Annotated in this window: 10 protein-coding genes and 1 pseudogene; 3 read left to right on the forward strand and 8 right to left on the reverse strand. The window is 57.1% G+C overall.

Going from position 1 to position 17,903, the window contains the following annotated elements; all coding sequences use genetic code 11:
• Positions 1 to 147 precede the first annotated feature (147 nt).
• Positions 148 to 7,221, forward strand: coding sequence for a TcdA/TcdB pore-forming domain-containing protein (locus tag QK293_RS08660; RefSeq protein ID WP_282376768.1), 7,074 nt, complete (start codon positions 148 to 150; stop codon positions 7,219 to 7,221).
• Positions 7,222 to 7,232: 11 nt separating this feature from the next.
• Here QK293_RS08660 and QK293_RS08665 read toward each other — a convergent pair.
• Positions 7,233 to 7,304 (reverse strand): annotated as a pseudogene (locus QK293_RS08665) (MarC family protein); the annotation flags it as partial.
• A 6-nt stretch (positions 7,305 to 7,310) separates the two neighbouring features.
• Positions 7,311 to 7,961, reverse strand: coding sequence for a hypothetical protein (locus QK293_RS08670; protein ID WP_282376769.1), 651 nt, complete (start codon positions 7,959 to 7,961; stop codon positions 7,311 to 7,313).
• A gap of 241 nt (positions 7,962 to 8,202) precedes the next feature.
• Here QK293_RS08670 and QK293_RS08675 point away from each other — a divergent pair, with 241 nt between their 5' ends.
• Together QK293_RS08675 and QK293_RS08680 are read left to right on the forward strand one after the other, a co-directional pair.
• Positions 8,203 to 9,042 carry a hypothetical protein gene (locus QK293_RS08675; RefSeq protein WP_282376770.1) on the forward strand — a complete coding sequence of 280 codons (840 nt, stop codon included), beginning with the start codon at positions 8,203 to 8,205 and terminating at the stop codon, positions 9,040 to 9,042.
• 47 nt (positions 9,043 to 9,089) lie between these two features.
• Positions 9,090 to 9,746: a hypothetical protein gene (locus QK293_RS08680; RefSeq protein ID WP_282376771.1), complete on the forward strand. Its 657-nt coding sequence runs from the start codon at positions 9,090 to 9,092 to the stop codon at positions 9,744 to 9,746.
• Positions 9,747 to 9,857: 111 nt separating this feature from the next.
• Here QK293_RS08680 and QK293_RS08685 read toward each other — a convergent pair whose 3' ends face one another.
• From QK293_RS08685 to dusB, 6 genes are all read right to left on the reverse strand, one after another.
• Positions 9,858 to 10,454, reverse strand: a complete 597-nt coding sequence (locus QK293_RS08685) for a MarC family protein (RefSeq protein ID WP_007937197.1) — start codon at positions 10,452 to 10,454, stop codon at positions 9,858 to 9,860.
• A 63-nt stretch (positions 10,455 to 10,517) separates the two neighbouring features.
• Positions 10,518 to 13,295 (reverse strand): hybrid sensor histidine kinase/response regulator, encoded by a 2,778-nt coding sequence (locus QK293_RS08690; protein ID WP_282376773.1) that lies wholly within the window; start codon positions 13,293 to 13,295, stop codon positions 10,518 to 10,520.
• A 100-nt stretch (positions 13,296 to 13,395) separates the two neighbouring features.
• Entirely contained in the window at positions 13,396 to 14,691 is a 1,296-nt protein-coding gene (gene purD / locus QK293_RS08695; protein ID WP_282376774.1) for a phosphoribosylamine--glycine ligase, read from the reverse strand.
• Between the two features lie 185 nt (positions 14,692 to 14,876).
• Positions 14,877 to 16,484 (reverse strand): bifunctional phosphoribosylaminoimidazolecarboxamide formyltransferase/IMP cyclohydrolase, encoded by a 1,608-nt coding sequence (gene purH, locus QK293_RS08700; RefSeq protein ID WP_282376775.1) that lies wholly within the window; start codon positions 16,482 to 16,484, stop codon positions 14,877 to 14,879.
• Between the two features lie 82 nt (positions 16,485 to 16,566).
• A complete protein-coding gene (gene fis / locus QK293_RS08705) occupies positions 16,567 to 16,887 on the reverse strand; it encodes a DNA-binding transcriptional regulator Fis (RefSeq protein WP_007907419.1) in 321 nt (106 codons plus the stop codon).
• The gene (dusB, locus tag QK293_RS08710; RefSeq protein WP_282376777.1) at positions 16,884 to 17,894 is read right to left on the reverse strand and encodes a tRNA dihydrouridine synthase DusB; all 1,011 of its coding nucleotides are present in this window, start codon (positions 17,892 to 17,894) and stop codon (positions 16,884 to 16,886) included. Before dusB ends, fis begins: the two co-directional genes overlap by 4 nt.
• Positions 17,895 to 17,903: the final 9 nt, after the last annotated feature.

Consider the following 17,903-nt stretch of genomic DNA (forward strand, 5'->3'; position numbering starts at 1 on the left):
TTTACAACCAGATTTGCGATAACGCAGAAGTTTTGCAGTTTATCACTGAGTGAAATAGTTGCTGTGCTTCGGGTTCTGTGGCGATGTTTTTATGTGTCTGTTTGTTGGCGTTTTTATTAATAGAACAAGTTCAGGGGTGTATTTCTCATGCAAGAATTGAAAGTAAAAATCAGCGACGGCTATGTAAGGTTCGTCAATCTTTTCAAGCTATCTGATCTTGAGCGATCGCTGTTGCCGTACAAGAATAGCGAGCAATACGATGCGCTCATTCGTTATTACTTTGCCTGTATCGGTTTGCTGGAGTCGCCCAGATTGCTAGAGCCCTTGGGGCTCTTGAAACAGACGCTGGTACCGTTACTGGACAACCATCGCGTGAAGCGCAGCCTCCAAGCGCAGACGTCTCGCGTTGCTGATGATGCCGTGGATTTGTCGCAGATACATGACAGAGTCGAACGTTATGAGTCGCGTCTTCAATCCAGTGTCGAGCAGATGAAAGTGGTGGCGACGGAAGTTCCCAAAACGTTGCACTTTGTCTGGCTCGGCGGAGGGCTTGGCGTCATTCAGCGCGACTATCTCAATGTGTGGAAACAGGTGTTGGCCGAGCAGGGTTACACCCTCAATCTCTGGTATGACAGCGATGCGCTGTTGGCCTGGCAAACCAACAAACTGATTGTTGAAGCCGCCAAGGCAGATGCCCTGTTGCGGGTCGCGGATAAGAGCATCTCCGAAGATGAGCTGGCTACCCTGTACGAGGAGCGCGCCATTGTTCTGAAACAACAGATGTATGCGCACATCAATACGGCGGTGGCGAAAAAGGAATCCGCCGATGACGCCCGAATGGATTTGCTGACCCGCGCCTATGGCCAGAATACGGCGGAGCTGGAAGCGTTGAAGGAACGCAATCATCGCAGCGTGCTGGAGATGGCCGAAGGGGGCTTCCAGTTGCGCGATCTCGATGCTGGCGCAGTACCGCTGCAACTGCGGGACATCTACGATCGGGAGATGCGTTTGCGCGGCAATCTGGCGGCGGCGTCCGACGTGGTGCGCGCCGAAGTCCTGTATGCCGAAGGTGGCAGTTATACCGATGTCGACCACCTTCCACCGTTGTCGAATACCCTGGGCGCAGTCGACCTCAGCGGTCTGACCCCTGATGCCCGTCTGGGCGTTCTGCAGTTGTTGCTGAACAACAATCCTGAATGGATGCCAGGGCGTCAGGCATCCTCAAGATATTACGGGAGCATTCCTCCTGAACAGGTGCCAACGCTGGAGGCTTTTGCGCAAAAACGGCCAAGCCTGAGCGAGGTGTTCCAGGCCCCGGCGGATCGGCTGGCTCGACCTTTCATGCTGCGCGCACTCCCCAAAGACACTACGTTAACCAATGCATTTCTGATGGCTCATCCCCGTTCAGGGGTATTGAAAGCCGTGATCGAGCGGTTCCGTTTCAACTATGAAGTGATTGATGCGTCGACTCGGCTGGCCGCGCAGCGAGGTGTTGCATTGAGCGATTTTGACCTCATGGCGCCGCTGGCGCAGGACGTGCTGGAAAAAACCTATGGGCCGCTGATTGGGCTGCAAATGGAAGAAGAAATAACCGCAGCCTTTCTGGCGAGTGCTGTGGCGTCCTACTTCCGCGACGGCATTCGCCTTCAGAGCGAAGGGACAATCTATCTGACCGGTCCGGGTGCCCTACGTGACGGCATGACCGATTACGCCAAAGCGCACTTGACACCCTCGGTTGCCGAGGCTGTGCGCGAAGAGGCGGCCATTGCGACGCACTCGACAGTCAACCGCGATACCGAAGAGGAGTTGGACCACTCCTGGAAGGACAATGAAACCGACGGGGTGAAGTGGGTCAGCGACGAGCAGCAACGTTGGCGCGAAGGCCGATACACGACCCGTTACAAGGGCGATCTCGCGCAACTTCTTCAATCTTCGACGATTGAGTTCCAGCAAGGTTGGCCAGTGCTCGAAAACCGGCCGGTGCTGCTGACCGAGGTGCTGGAGCGATTGGTCGACGGACTCGGAGCGCCGTTCATCGAGGCAATGAGCCAAGGACACAATGGCGCAATCCGCTTCAAGGAACCGCTGCCGCTGAGTTTTGATGATCGCCAGGCAATCAGGAACCAGGCTTTCGAGGCGCTTACTCCAGCCTTCCTGAGCGATGCGCAAATTCAAAACCTTGGGGTCGATGAAATGCTGAGCGACATCGCCAGTGGCTCCCGTCACTTCATTGATGCAAGCCCTTTGCAGAGGCTGTCGCTGGGCGTGTTGTTAGGGCTGGATTCACTGCATAACCAGCGCTTTGTGGAGTCCTCCAGCGAACTGGACAATTTGGCCAACAGCGTTGCCGAGCAGGGTGCCTCTGGCCGTTACGCCGTCATTGAACGGCAACTGTACAAGCGTAAGGCTGCGGGGTTCATGGCCGGGCTGGCCAGCGATCTGGATCAGGCGCCGATGTTGTCCGACAGCGCGCTGGAACTGAAAAAAGCCGCCTTGAAACAGGCGCCAACGCTGTTTCAGTGGGGCCGTCGTGTGGCGCAGATCCAGCAAGTGGCCACCCTTGAACATCGCATTCAGCTCGGCGAACGGTTGGCGCAGGTACTCCATGATTTCGAGGCCAGCAGCATCCACATGGTTCCCCAGGATCTGCTGCTGAATAGCGGTGGCGAGGCGATTGGCGGGCGTTGTTATCCGCTGGCGCTGGCGATGAGCGCGGCGCTTGTGCAGATTAATATGGCCTCCAGACGCTTGCGCGAGCGTTTCTTTCTGGCGGTGCTCGAACCTGGGCAAGACGATTCGGCAGCCTTTGTGCAAGCGCTGGAAGAGCTGCGGGACGTGCAACTGAGCGAGGTCGGGACGCCGCTTGAGCGCGCGGATCTGGATCAGGTCACTGCCGCCCTTGAGAAACACGCTGGCACCCGCACGCTGATGCTCAACTCTGATAATCATTCGATGCTGGTGGCCAAGACCGTTAACGCAGGACGCGCCACTTATCATTTTTATGACCCCAACTTTGGTCTGTGCGAATTCGAGCATCCCGCCCTGTTCAAGCGGGCACTGGAGCACTTCTTCCAGAAACAGGGCATGGCCCGCTATTACGCAGCCTATGGTTCTGAAGCCCGGCCAGTGTTTGATCTGATCGAACTGCAGGGTGAAAAGGTGGCAGCCTTGCAACTGTCTGCCGGATTCGCTGTGGAGCAACTGCTCAAACCCGATCCATTACCGGGAGTAAAGGGGCCCACGATTCGCCAGCGTCTGAACAGTGCCCACGGGAAATCGCTGGTCGACAATTCGCACCTGGGCAGCAGTTTGCTGGAGCTGGACAGCCACTGGTGGGGACAGCAGATCGCGCACGCTGCTGCCTCCTTGCAGGATTTGCATCCGTCGGCAACGCCGTTGGTGCCGTTGTTCGAAACGCTGGAGATCACGCCCGAGGGCAAGTACCGGGTGAGTCTGATCAATCCGTCAGACCCGCAGCACGTGATTCAGGTGCTCAGCGACGATCAGCGGCTGCTGCGGATCAAGAACTGGCTGTCGGAACAGTTTTCGACCCTGGCGCGTAAACCGGTCGAGACGGGCAGCGTCCTGGATCCGACCGAAGCCGGCAGTGTCCACACCCTTAACGCAGGCTTCACCATTCAGGCGTTGATGAACGCCTTGCGAGGGCGGGAAGGGGATGACCGGACACTGACCACCTCCGTGCGCCTGCACGCGTACGTTAACTATGCCCAGTTGGTGCATGGCAATGTCGTGGATGTGGTGGGCCTGGTGCAATTGGTTCGCACCGCGCTGGGCGAAGAAAAGATCATCGCCCGCACGTGCGCTCCGGTAGTCGGTGAGGCCCTGGGGCATGCGGCCAACGAAGGTGTCGGCGCCGTGTTGGGGCTGGCCAATGTTGGCTTTGATGTCTATCAGTTGACGACGGCGCAAAGCGAAGTCGAGATAGCTCAGTTCGGCACTCAGCTGACATTCGATTCCGCCAGCCTGGTGTTAACGGCGGTCGGTATCGGTGCCGGGCTGGTCGGCGCCTCGACCGCCGCGGCGGTGCTCGGTGGCGCTGGAGTGATTCTCGGTGGATTGGCTATTGGTGTGGCGGCACTGGCCCAAGGATTTGCCAATATCGCGCGCGAGGCGCAGGAGGTCGGGAAGTTTTTCGACGACATGGAGCGGGCCTATCGCAGGGGGGGCTACCGTTACGATGACGCTCTGGCTGCGTGGGTTGCACAGCCCTCACTGATCGTAAAAAGCATCGACTTGAATGCCGGGAAGGTGATGCTCGACAGTCCGAAGCTGTATCCCCTGCGCGATCATTTCGGCGTGCCGGACTTCGACCCCGATTACGCGCGGGCGATCAATATCCGTCGGGAGCTGGGACTGCACGCACAGATCGGATTTGCACCGCCCGGCGGCCAAACTATCGTGCTGCCGTGCACACCGCAAACCTGTTACGGCTATCAATACAAGGCTCTGCCCTTTGCCAGCGCACGTCACGATCGCGGTTTCGACACGGCCCGACGCCTGGAGAAAAAGCAATCGGACGGCCAGTGGCTGTTTCGGTTTTCGTTCTATTCCTTTCCTTCCGATTACATTCTTTATCGCCTGACTCCGGTGTATCGCGAAACGCTCATCGAGGTGCAACTGGATGCGGTGGAACGTGCACTGGTGATCCCCGTTTTGCCGAAAGTCTGGCACGGCAAATTGTCTTATCAGCTGACAGGCGCAGACGCCTCCTGTTCATTGACGCTCAATCCCGGGGCCAATATAAGCCTCGTCTCACCGAGACTGAAGCGTTGCCGCTGGGTGTTGCAGGCTAGCTGGGTCAGTGAACGTGATATTCGGATCGAGTCTTCGGGCGAACTGTACGTAGGCAGCGTCCACGTGACGTTTTCCGGCAAAGGTCTCCACGAGGTGCTGATCAGGACGGCTGACCAACGGCTCAAAGTCAATCGCGGTAAAGGCCAGTTGGAGTTTCTCGAACAGACGGCGCCAGACGGACTCGATGAACAGGTAATGCTGGAACACTACAAGAGCCTTGCTCAGGCGCATCGACTGGTGCTGCCGTATACACCGGTCCATCACTATCTGATCCCGTTCGAGGATCCGCAGGAACCGCGTTGCACCACGGCCTGGTATGACTCCCGCGAAGATCGCTTCCTCTATGTCCGCAACGAGGAAGTGCTCGACATCAGCGAGCCGCAGCTATCGGTAGTCGTCGATGGATCTGCCTATTTTTACGACCCAGCGGATTTCCAGATCTGGCAAGTGGATGCCGCGACAGGCTTGCTCAAGCATCGGTATTGGTTATTGCTTCAGGATGGAAAAAGCATCATTCGCAGTATCGAAGCGGATGCCCAAGGTGTGATTCATGTCGTGCAGGAATACGTCGTGGGCAATCAAGCGGTCAGGCAATACCGTTACTTGATTCATGACGGGCAACTGCTGTTGAGTTCCGTCACTCACGACATGGCGCCGGAACTGCAGGCGCTGGTTCTGGCCAACGATGCGCAGGCCGACTGGTCAACGGTACTGGGCAAGTTTCTGCGACTGGAAGCCCGTCCGTTGAACAACGGTGTCACCACGGTCGACTGGCAGCCGGCCCCTTACGTTTCGATCTGTTGGACGATTGAACCGAAGGTCCGGGGCATGGTGTGGGTGCGCAGCCGCGATCGACTTCTCATCGTTCCGCAGCCCGGTCGGCATCACGCACGTGGCTGGGACGATTCGATCAAGAACCTGAACGATCTGATGCTGTTGACGATGGCCGATGACAGCGATGTGTTCCTTATTTATGAGCGACTCTACCGCAACCAGTCACTCAGCCGACTGCAACGGAGCGGAAAAAACGGCAAAGGGCAATGGACACACCGATGGGTGCAGCCCGACGGGCTCAAGCAGGTCGTGGCCATCGAGGGCGGCTATGTGGCACTCGATGAAAACGGGCTGTTTTTCAACCTGACCTCGCAAGGCGAGGTGCAACTGGGTGGCTTGAGCGAGCAGTGGCTCAAGGATCGTGCTCAATGGTGGCGGGCGCTGGAGCCGATTGCCGAGCAATATCCGGGCAAGGATTTTGCGATTGTCGGTGTGCGCAATTTCACCGGTAGCGGCAACTTGTGCGCCTGGTACGTGAATAACCGTTTGGTGCTATGCGATCCAGGACTCGACAAGGAAGTTCGCTTGCTCGGCGTAACCCCGGACAATCAAGCGGTCTGGCTGTTTGATCTATCGAGCGGTGAGATCTGGACCCAGAATTTCATCGATCCGCAGCAACTCGATGAGGCATTTGGCGCCGGCTCGCAATTGTTACTGAGCGACAACCTGCCGGCTTATCAGCGGGAGTGGGAGGACTGGCGGTTCGCCGACGTGACGATTGATGCCGCCGGATTGCGCGGGATAACCGTTGACGGCGTATCACTGGAGCTTCGTTATCAGGAGACGGAGATCATCACTGGGGTCAGCCACGATTGGGTGAGCGTGCATGGCGAACACTTGATCAAAGATCTCCAGTTGTTACTGGAAGCGGCGGAACATCCTGAGTTTGTGTCTGTGGAGTCCGAACCAGGCAGCTTGCAATGGTATGACGTGCAAAGTGCCCGGCTGATCCGGATTACCGGTGAGAACCTGCCCAGGGATTTTGCGCTGCTGGGTACTCAAGACCAGGTCAACGTGTTGCTGCATGAGCGCCAGGATGGATGGGTGCATCTCTATCCGGACATGCGAAGCCTCGGGCCGTTCGATTATGTTCAGCGCAACGGCGAAGTGCTGGTCGTCGAAGGACAGACGGCCCAGCGCGATCTCTTGCCGCTGATTCCCGATGACGTCAATACGTTGATTCTGCGATTGGGGCAGGGCGCCGTGACGTGTCACCTGACGAAGGCAGTCTGGCGGAAACTGGACTCGGTCGTCGTCGACTGCCGGCATGCTCTGGGTGAAACTCCGGCCATTGTGGGCAAGTTGATTTGGGCGTTCGACGAGCCTGAAAAACTGTTGCTCGAGATTGTCCAGGAGCATCTGGTCATTGTTGACCCGGACAGCGAGCACTGCTTGATCTTCCGTGATGTGTGTTCCGCCGACCCTGCATTGCGCGGTGAAGTGTTCCTCGCGTTTGAAGCGTTGCAGTCACATCCGGTATCCATGTTCGTGGCGCGGTTACGGGACAGAAAAGGCAAGGTTGGCAGTGCAACCCTGCAAGAGCTGCTGACGGAGTCGGCATTTGCAGGGTAAGCGGCCGTCACTCAGGGCACCAGATACCCCTTCACCCCGGTAAAAATGATCTGCGCCGCAAGGGCGCAGACAAACAGGCTCATGGAGTTTCAAAGGGACTCAATGAGTGAGTTCTTTTTTCTCAAGGAAAATCGCGCCATACGGTACCTATCAATTAACAGTTTGAGTCGTGCTCTGTTTTGCGCGAATTTTTCTCGATTTAACATTAGATGTACAGCTCGACGAATAATTTTTGTTGATCGATCTTCCCAGTTCCAGAATAAAAAATTACCGTTTTTTGTTTCGGAAAACAACTGCACTTGAATGATTGTTATAAAAAGGTTGCCTTGTAAGTCATACTTGGCTGGTATAACTTGTAATGTTTGCCCCTCCCCTGTTTCTTCACCCAGCGACAGCATTGCTGGGTTGTTGGACTTCAAGGCGTCGAACGTGTCAATCATTGCATTTTTTTCAACAGGGTCCTTGAACATCCATACAATATAGTCTGCTAAAGACAGGGTTACGTCGTTATGTGTAAGTTCTTTAATGTCACTGTTTACGGTCCAGCCCAAGTAATCCATTGTTTCTAGGTATTCTAAAAACCAGCTGTCTGAGTCGGCATATCGGTAGTAACCGAGGTCGGCCGATTTGGTTGCAATATTTTGGCTGTCTGCCAAGTCGTTGTGGTCGCTCAAGGACATTGTTTCAACATAGGAAGCCAGGGTCGGGCCGGTTACTAGCCCGGAGAGTAGTTCATTCATGGGTGAGGTCTCGTCAGAGTTGATATTGAATTTTCTTTGTTTGTGCGAGGTTGCATTGTTTGGATTGTATGAATACAACTGTTGGCGAAAATTTAAAAGTCATTAGGTTTTTTAGTGTGTGTCTGGTTTTTTGTTCGGTCATGTGTGAAGTTGTTTTGCCCTTACATATTCAGTAATCAGTGGGGAGTGTTGTGTAAGGAGGTGATGAGTTAGATTGGCGTTAGTCCGCAGGAGCGGTCAATTGGATAAAAAAGGAATAGTTATGAAATATTTTGAGAGTGTAATTGGCGTTGCGCAAAGCGTTGAGTTGATAAAGGCCCGCGTTAACAAACGTAAGGCGCTGGCGTCCGTTGGCCCTCGCCCGCGTGCGTTTGCCGTACAGCAAGATGACAGCCCGACAAAGGAACTCGATGCGGTGATGCTGGGCGATGCGCTAGTTGGTTATGGTAAGGGTATGTCGCTTAGCAATATGGCGATGATGGAGAACTTGATGACAATGGCCATTATGGAGGCTAATTACGAGGTTCCCAAGGGAAAGAATACTCAGCCATGGTATGAGGAATTTGTCCGATGCTTAATGGATCTTGGATGTTTCATTGCCGAGGATGGTTACACTCGGTACTCCGAGAGTTCTTTGCGTGTCAATATGGACTATGTGATTAAAGATATCGTTAAAGGAATATTGGACGGTGTGAAGGCCAGTGTGCCAGCGGCGGCTGTGCTCGGTGGAGTAATAGAATCCACCATTGGTGGCTTGAGGGATGATGAGAAAACCTTGAATCTTTTCAATCGTGAGGTAAAAATACCCGAAGGTGCACGACTGTCTGTCATTCCATGCGAGCAGTTGGAGAACGGTGTTCTAATCGCCTCGACTGCGTCAATAAAACAGGCAGGGTCTTCGCACAACGGCGGGGTTCTCTTTGTAAACTGGCAGTCTTCTGCACTGGAAATCTTTCGAGGGAAGTCGTTCGTCACCTTTAATCCTGCACGTTATGAGGAATTTCGAAGTGACATTGAACAATATCTTGGCGAACATCGGAAGGAAGTCCTGAAGCAAAGGTTTAGTCGTCGTAGGCCTTAAAATTGCTTAAAGAGAAAAGCGCTGACTTTTTTGGGGAGAGTTGAATAATGGAATATTCAGTTTATATAAGTGCATGCAGTATTTTATTACTGTCCCGATCATTGTCAGAGTCTTTACGGCAGAGCGTGCAGGATTCGACTCTTTTTTCCCAGCTTTGCGCAGACGAGGATTTTTTCGAAAACTCGGTGACTGTGGAATGGCACGAAGTTTTCAAGGAGTCTTTGGAGTCTTGTGGCTGGAGTTTGTACGAACAACAGGAAATGTCGTTAGCTGCTGACGGCGAGCGATTCACGCTTACAAATATTCTGCTCGGCGTTTTTGGGGATCACCTTTCACGTGCGCAGAAAAATTGTCTGGATATCGCTTCCAAGCTACTTGCTGCGTTGCCAGAAAGTACACCACTTGCCAGGATATTCCGTGATCATACGGTGATGAAAGGGCAAACTCATATCAAGATGCAATTAGGCATCGTTGACAAAGAGGGACTTCTTAAAGTTACTACGGTGCTTTTCGAGACCGTTGAGGACGTGGGGGCGAACCTCATTGATCATGTTTTCGATCCAGCCCAAGTGCAGGGGGGCGTGAAAACTGGTTTTGTTATAGCTCGATTTAACATCAAGAGCTATGAGGAGAATGCAGAGAACGTTGTGCAGTGGCTAGGTTCGCAACGGCAATCCCACTCCGGCCGTCTCGATCAGCCGTAAGGATGACGACCTCATTCGAGGGCGTCTCCCTTTTCTACCCAGTATCCCGAAGATGTTTCATATACGGGATACTGGGTCGTCGATCGTTTGGAAGAGGCGAGTGGGTGTGGCTTAGGGCACCAGATACCCCTTCACTCCGGTGAAAATAATCTGCGCCGCCAACGCACACACGAACAGCCCCATCAACCGGCTGACGATCTGCAAGCCTTGGTCACCGAGAATGCGCTCGATGCGGTTGGACAGATAAAGGACCACGCCGACGGTGAAACTGGCTAGGGCAATACTGAGAATGGCCGTGAGTTTGTCGTCCCAATGAGGCTGACTCACGCCCATCACCAGTAGCGCACCGATGGTGCCGGGGCCGACCGTCAGGGGAATGGTCAGCGGGACGATGGTCACGTCCTGCTGCACATTGTCTGTCTGCACCGCCGACTTGCCTTGGGCCATGCCCAGCGCCGAGATGAACAACACACTGCCGGCACCGATGCGGAATGCGTCTACGGTGATGCCGAAAACACTGAAAATCACCCGCCCGAACAGGTACAGCAAGACGCTGGAGACCAGCGTGGCTGTCGCCACTTTCCAGGCCAGCCGACGTTGTTCCTTGCGCGAATAACCGCGGGTCAGACTGATGAAGCAGGACAACACGAAGAACGGGCTATAAAGCACCAGCATCTTCAGGTAAACGCTGAACAACACGTGGAGCATGGTGCAAGCTCACTGGCGAGGGAAGTCGAGGGGAGTCTATCAGGCGCTGCGGGGTCTGTCGGCTCAGGACGTTTGAGTCGCTGCCCGGATCTGCTGATCGCGCTGGGCCACCCAATGCTCGATCAGGTCGCGCAGTTGCGACAGCTCGACCGGTTTGGCCATGTGCCCGTCCATGCCGGCCTGACGCGCGCGCTCTTTATGCTCGGCGAGGATGTGCGCAGTCAACGCCACCACGGGGGTGCGAGTGCGCTGGTTGCCGACTTCCCAGGCACGCAATTGCTGAGTCGCGGAGAAACCGTCGAGGATCGGCATTTCGCAGTCCATCAGGACCAGGTCATAGCGCTGGGCTTTCATCGCCTGCAAGGCTTCTTCGCCATTGCTGGCAGTGTCCGGTTGCAGGTTGAGCTTGCCCAGCATGCCGCGAATTACCTTGGTCGAAATGCTGTTGTCTTCGGCCACCAGGATGCGGAAATCGCTTGGCACCTTCACCGGTAAAGTCGGTCCGACGGGCAGGTGCTGCGAGATAGAAAGGCCCTTGTTTCGCTGGTTCAGCTCATCGGCCAACGTCGTCTTGAGGGTGTAGCCGGCCACTGGTTTGGCGAGGATGCGTTTGATCCCGGAGTTGCGCGCGATGATCTTGCTGGGTGCGTTGCTGATGCCGGTGAGCATGATCAGCAGGATGTCGTGGTTCAGGCTCGGGTCTTCCTTGATCTTGGCGGCCAGTTGCATGCCGGTCATGCCGGGCATGTTCTGGTCCAGCAGAACTACGTCGAAGTAATCACGCAAGTGGGCCTTGGTGCGCAGCAGCGCCAGCGCTTCCTTGCCGGACGGTACGGCACTCACATTCAGGCCCCACGCGCTGCACTGCTGCACCAGCACCTTGCGGCAGGTGTCGTTGTCGTCCACCACCAACACCCGTGCACCCTGCAGTGGGCCATCAAGGTCGGACGTCGGGTGCTCGAGGCGGTCAGGGTCCAGCGGCAGGGTCAGCCACAAGGTGCTGCCCTGGTTGGCGCCACTCTTGACGCCGAACTCCCCTTGCATCAAGCGAATCAGCTGGCGGGCGATCACCAGCCCCAGATTGCCTCCCAAGCGGGTGGCCGAGAGGAAGTGCTTGCTGTGCAGTTCGGCGTGCATCAATGCGTCGCGCTCTTCGGCGTCCATCGGCTCGCCGCTGTCCTGCACGGCAATGCGCAAGCGCGGTTTGGCACTGCGCTCATCGAGCGCGACGACGATGAGGATCTCGCCCTCATCGGTTTTCTTCAGGGCGTTCTCCAGCAGACTCAGCAGGGTCTGGCGCAGACGCGTCGGGTCACCGCTGATGACGCGCGGCACTTGCGGCTGGATAAAGCTGATCAACTCGACGTTCTGCTGTTCGGCTTTGGCGCGGAAGATACTCAGGCAGTCTTCGATCAACGCGTTGAGATCGAACTGAACATCGTCCAGTTCGATCTGCCCGGATTCGAGCTTGGAAATGTCGAGGATCTCGTTGATCAGCGTCAGCAGTTCGTTGCCGGCACTGTGGATGGTCTGCACATAGTCGCGCTGCTTTACCGAGAGCGGCGTGCCCAGCAGCAGCTCGGTCATGCCCAGCACGCCGTTCATCGGGGTGCGGATTTCGTGGCTGATTTTTGCCAGGAATTCGGCCTTGGCTTTGATCTCGGCGTTGCTGGCGGCCAGGTCGCGGCTGACGCTGAAACGGTCTTCGGTGATGCTGCGCTGACGTTCACTCAAGGCAATGCTCATCAACAGGCCACTGATGCAGATGAACACCAGCAAAGTGATGATCAGACCTTGAGGCTCCACCAGGGTCAGTCCCAGCAGGGCGGGCAGGATAATCAGCGTACCGGCGTTGAACACCACCATTGCCGCCACGAAAAGACGTGCCGGGCGATAGCCTTTTTGCCAGTGATAGGCGCTGACGAACAACATGGTCAGACCCGCGAGGGCGACCAGCGCGTACGTGATGATGTTGAGCGGCAGCGTATTGACGAACAACAGCAGCAAGCCGCAGACACTGATGAACAGGATGTCGCCCAGCAGCAACTTGTTCAGCGGATGCGGGCCGAGCGGGGCGAAGAAGCGATAGGCAAACATCAGACCGCAGGGCGCTGTCAGCAGCAGCGCGAGGTAAGCCCCCGGCGTCTGGACCGCATGCCAGTCCGGCAACCAGGGTCCGGCTACATTCAGCAGCAGGACCAGGCTGAGCATCAACAGCCCTTCGCAGCCAGCTAGCCAGAGACTGCTGCGCGAGCGGGTGTAGGCATAACGAATGACGTTGTGCAGGATCAGCATCGCGATACAGCCGAGCAACAGACCGTAGATCAGCGTCTGATTCTGATTGGCTGCGGTCATGACCGCCGACTGCAGGGTGATGTAAGGCCTCAACTGATGGTCGGAGACCAGTCGCAGGTAAACGTCGAGGTTTTTTTCGCTTTGCGGCAGCGGCAACATGAAGTCGCTGCTGGGCAATGGCCTTTCGGCTTGGGGCTGTCCGGTACCGGTGTTCAATTGCTCGATCAGCGTGTCGCCGTCCAGCACATAGAGATTGAGGTGCGACAGGTCGGGAGCGAACACCCGCAGCAACTGTTCGTGCTTGCCAGGCGCGAGTCTGAAACGCAGCCATAAAGCGCCATCGGGCTCGGCGGCGGTGAGGCGGTCGAGTTCAATGGGGCTGAATTGATTGGTGTAGCGAGTGGAGCGGATGTCGCTTAGCTGCAGGTCGCCCTGTTCGTCGAGCAATACCGCCCAGCCACTGCCTTGCACGGCTTGGGCCGGGAGCATGCAGAGCAAGGTCAGCAGAGTGACGGTGAGACCTATGGCAATCCTGAGCCAGCGCACGGCGAAATCCCTTCGTAGGTTGATGCCAGAATTATAACTATGCGCGGCGCCGGAATAGCCCGGCAAGTGCCCGAAGCCCTTGCCTGGCCGAATGGTGCCCTTATTCCTGATTTTCGCCACGCTCGCGGGCAATGGCGCGGTAGCCAATGTCGTTGCGATAGAAGCAGCCTTCCCAGTCAATCCTTGCCGCCAGCTTGTAAGCTTGCTGCTGAGCGGCATCGACGCTGGCACCCATTGCAGTGGCGCAGAGTACCCGACCACCGGCCGTCACCACTTGACCGTCCTTGAGCGCAGTGCCGGCGTGGAAGACTTTGCCTTCCAGTGCTGCGGCTGCATCAAGGCCGTTGATGGCAATGCCTTTAGCGTAGTCACCAGGATAGCCGCCTGCGGCCAGCACGATGCCGACGCTCGGACGCGGATCCCATTGTGCTTCGACCTTGTCCAGGGCTTGTGCCAGGGCTGCTTCGACCAGCAACACCAGGCTCGACTGCAAACGCAGCATCACCGGTTGAGTCTCAGGGTCGCCGAAACGGCAGTTGAATTCGATGACTTTTGGGTTACCAGCTTTGTCGATCATCAAACCGGCGTACAGGAAGCCAGTGTAAACGTTGCCTTCTTCGGCCATGCCACGCACGGTCGGCCAGATCACCAGGTCCATGACACGCTTGTGAACTTCAGCGGTCACGACCGGGGCAGGAGAGTAAGCACCCATGCCGCCAGTGTTCGGTCCGGTATCGCCGTCGCCGACGCGTTTGTGGTCCTGGCTGGTGGCCATCGGCAATACGTTCTTGCCGTCGACCATGACAATGAAGCTGGCCTCTTCGCCGTCCAGGAACTCTTCGATCACCACGCGCGAACCCGCGTCGCCGAAGGCGTTGCCAGCCAGCATATCGCGCACGGCGTCTTCGGCTTCGGTCAACGTCATGGCAACGATCACGCCTTTACCGGCAGCCAGGCCATCGGCCTTGATCACGATCGGCGCGCCTTTTTCACGCAGATAAGCCAGGGCTGGCTCGATCTCGGTGAAGTTCTGGTAGTCGGCCGTCGGGATCTTGTGACGCGCCAGGAAATCCTTGGTGAAGGCTTTCGAACCTTCCAGCTGGGCAGCACCAGCGGTCGGACCAAAGCAGTCCAGGCCACGGGAGCGGAACAGATCGACGACGCCGGCGACCAGCGGCACTTCCGGGCCGACGATGGTCAGGGAAACGTTTTTCTCGGCAAAGTCGGCCAGCTGTTCAAGGGCCAGCACGTCGATAGCAACGTTCTCGCACTTGGCTTCAATGGCGGTGCCGGCGTTACCCGGAGCCACGAACACTTTCTGCACGCGCGGATCCTGAGCCACTTTCCAGGCCAGGGCGTGTTCACGGCCACCGCTGCCAATGATCAAAACATTCATTTCAAAAACCTCGGATGACGCTAATTCTGTGGGGGCAGCCTGAGCTGCCTGGCTAACGGTACGCGGCATCCGCCACTGCACCAAACCGGTAGGAGCGAGGCTTGCCCGCGAAGGGAACGCCTCGGTGCGTCAGCCAGACCGAGGTGAGGCCTTCGCGGGCGAGCCTCGCTCCTACAAGAGCAAAATCAGTGACGGAAGTGGCGCATGCCGGTGAATACCATGGCGATGCCGGCTTCGTCGGCAGCAGCAATCACTTCGTTATCACGCATCGAGCCGCCTGGCTGGATCACCGCAGTGATACCCACCTTGGCCGCGTTGTCGATACCGTCGCGGAACGGGAAGAATGCATCCGATGCCATGACTGCACCTTGCACCTGCAAGCCAGCGTGCTCAGCTTTGATCGCCGCAATACGCGCGGAGTTCACGCGGCTCATCTGACCAGCGCCGACACCAATGGTCTGGCGATTCTTGGCGTAGACAATGGCATTGGACTTAACGTACTTGGCGACTTTCCAGGCGAAGATGAGGTCGTGGATCTCCTGCTCGGTCGGGGCGCGTTTGGTCACGACTTTCAGGTCGTCGGCGCCGATCATGCCGATGTCGCGGCTCTGCACCAGCAGGCCACCGTTGACGCGTTTGTAGTCCCAGGCAGCGGCGCGTTCAGCCGACCACTCGCCGCAGGCCAGCAGGCGTACGTTGGCTTTTGCAGCCACGATGGCGCGGGCTTCTTCGCTGACGCTTGGGGCAATGATCACTTCGACGAACTGACGCTCGACGATGGCCTTGGCCGTTTCAGCATCCAGTTCGCGGTTGAAGGCGATGATGCCGCCGAAGGCGGATTCAGTGTCGGTGGCGTAGGCCAGCTCGTACGCCTGACGGATACCGCCTTCGGCGTCCAGGCTGACGGCAACGCCGCACGGGTTGGCGTGCTTGACGATCACACAGGCTGGTTTGACGAAGCTCTTCACGCATTCCAGCGCGGCGTCGGTGTCGGCCACGTTGTTGTACGACAGCTCTTTGCCTTGCAGTTGGGTCGCGGTGGCGATACCCACTTCCGCAGGCTTGGTTTCAACGTAGAACGCCGCGCTCTGATGCGGGTTCTCGCCGTAGCGCATCTCCTGCGCCTTGACGAACTGGCTGTTGAAAGTGCGCGGGAATTCGCTGCGACCTTCGGTGCTGAGGGTGTCAGCCGCCTGGTTCACGGTGCCCATGTAGTTGGCAATCATGCCGTCATAGGCGGCAGTGTGTTCGAAGGCCTTGAGCATCAGGTCGAAACGCTGAGCGTAGGTCAGGCCGCCGGCTTTGAGGCCTTCGAGCACGCTGGCGTAGTCGCCGGCATTCACCACGATGGCCACGTCTTTGTGGTTTTTTGCAGCCGAACGGACCATGGTCGGGCCGCCGATGTCGATATTTTCGATCGCGGTCGGCAGGTTGCAGCCCGGCTTGTTGATGGTGGCTTCGAACGGGTACAGGTTGACCGCGACCAGGTCGATCGGCTTGATGCCGTGCTCGTTCATGATGGCGTCGTCGATACCGCGACGACCGAGGATCCCGCCGTGGATTTTCGGGTGCAGGGTTTTCACCCGACCGTCCATCATTTCCGCAAAACCGGTGTAATCCGCGACTTCCACTGCGGCAACGCCGTTGTCGCGCAGCAGCTTGAACGTTCCGCCGGTGGAGAGGATCTCGACGCCCAGGGCTTCAAGCTCTTTGGCGAACTCGAGGATCCCGGTCTTGTCGGAAACGCTGATCAAGGCGCGGCGGATCGGCAGGCGGGTAGTCTGGTCGGTCATTTCAATTTCCATCAAAAAGCAAAGGAGTCAGCAAAAAAGGCGACCGTTTTTACGCGGGCGCCTTTCTGGTTTGATTGAATGCTTACAGCAAATCGTACTGCTTGAGTTTCTTGCGCAGGGTGCCTCGGTTCAGTCCGAGCAGCTCGCTGGCCTTGGTCTGGTTGCCCTTGACGTAGTTCATCACGCACTCGAGCAGGGGAGCCTCGACTTCGGAGAGCACCAGGTTGTACACATCCGTGACGGCAGCGCCCTCAAGGTGGGCGAAATAATTGTGCAGCGCCTTCTCGACACTCCCGCGAAGGGTCTGACCTTCTTCGCTCGGCGTATTGAGGTGCTGTTTCAAATTCACGTTGTCGCTCACGGGTGTTGTTCCACTCACTAAAGTCTCGGTCATCATCGTCATGCGGCCACCTCGTCTCCGTCCCCTGTCAGGCTCTTGTTACGTTCGGCGAAGTAGCCCTGAACGTTGGCGCATTGTGCTTCCGTATCTTCCAAACGATTGAAGTGGGCGCGGAACTCCCTGGCGCCCGGCAAGGTTGCGAGATACCAGCCCACATGCTTTCGAGCAATGCGTACGCCCATGACATCCCCATAGAAGACGTGCAGCGCAGCCAGATGCTCTAGCAGAATGCGTTCCACCTCGATCAGATCCAGCGCCGGGAGTTTCTCGCCGGTACGCAGAAAATGATCGATCTCACGAAAAATCCATGGCCGCCCTTGGGCAGCCCGGCCGACCAACAGGCCATCGGCACCGGTCGCGTCGAGCACGTACCGGGCCTTCTCGGGTGAATCGATATCGCCATTGGCAAAGACCGGCATCGACACGGCCTGCTTGATCGCTGCAATGGTGTCGTACTCGGCTTCGCCGGTGTACAGATCGGCACGGGTGCGGCCATGAACCGCCAACGCCGAGATGCCTGCCTGCTCGGCAATCTTCGCCACCGTCAGGCCGTTCTTGTTGTCCCGGTCCCAGCCGGTGCGGATCTTCAGGGTGACCGGCACATCAACCGCAGCCACGACGGCCCGCAGGATCTCGGTCACTAATGCTTCATCTTTCAACAGCGCGGACCCGGCGGCCTTGTTGCAGACCTTTTTTGCCGGACAGCCCATGTTGATATCAATAATCTGTGCACCCAGTTCGACGTTGGCCCGGGCTGCATCCGCCAGCATCTGTGCATCACCACCGGCGATCTGTACCGAGCGGGGCTCGGGATCACCTTCGTGGATCATGCGCATCCGCGATTTGCGGGTGTTCCACAAGCTCATGTCGCTGGTGACCATTTCCGAGACTACAAGCCCTGCACCCAGTCGTTTGCACAGCTGACGAAAGGGCTGGTCGGTGACCCCCGCCATCGGGGCGAGAATCAAGCCGTTGTGCAATGTATATGGACCGATGCGTACCGCCGACATAGGACTTCC

The organism is Pseudomonas sp. AL03 (assembly GCF_029960815.1).
Classification (GTDB): Bacteria; Pseudomonadota; Gammaproteobacteria; order Pseudomonadales; family Pseudomonadaceae; genus Aquipseudomonas.

Coding starts and splice junctions, on each gene's coding strand:
- dusB (WP_282376777.1), bottom strand. CDS start 17,894: ATGTCGGCGGTACGCATCGGTCCATATACATTGCACAACGGCTTGATT.
- QK293_RS08680 (WP_282376771.1), top strand. CDS start 9,090: ATGGAATATTCAGTTTATATAAGTGCATGCAGTATTTTATTACTGTCC.
- QK293_RS08660 (WP_282376768.1), top strand. CDS start 148: ATGCAAGAATTGAAAGTAAAAATCAGCGACGGCTATGTAAGGTTCGTC.
- QK293_RS08670 (WP_282376769.1), bottom strand. CDS start 7,961: ATGAATGAACTACTCTCCGGGCTAGTAACCGGCCCGACCCTGGCTTCC.
- fis (WP_007907419.1), bottom strand. CDS start 16,887: ATGACGATGATGACCGAGACTTTAGTGAGTGGAACAACACCCGTGAGC.
- purD (WP_282376774.1), bottom strand. CDS start 14,691: ATGAATGTTTTGATCATTGGCAGCGGTGGCCGTGAACACGCCCTGGCC.
- purH (WP_282376775.1), bottom strand. CDS start 16,484: ATGACCGACCAGACTACCCGCCTGCCGATCCGCCGCGCCTTGATCAGC.
- QK293_RS08685 (WP_007937197.1), bottom strand. CDS start 10,454: ATGCTCCACGTGTTGTTCAGCGTTTACCTGAAGATGCTGGTGCTTTAT.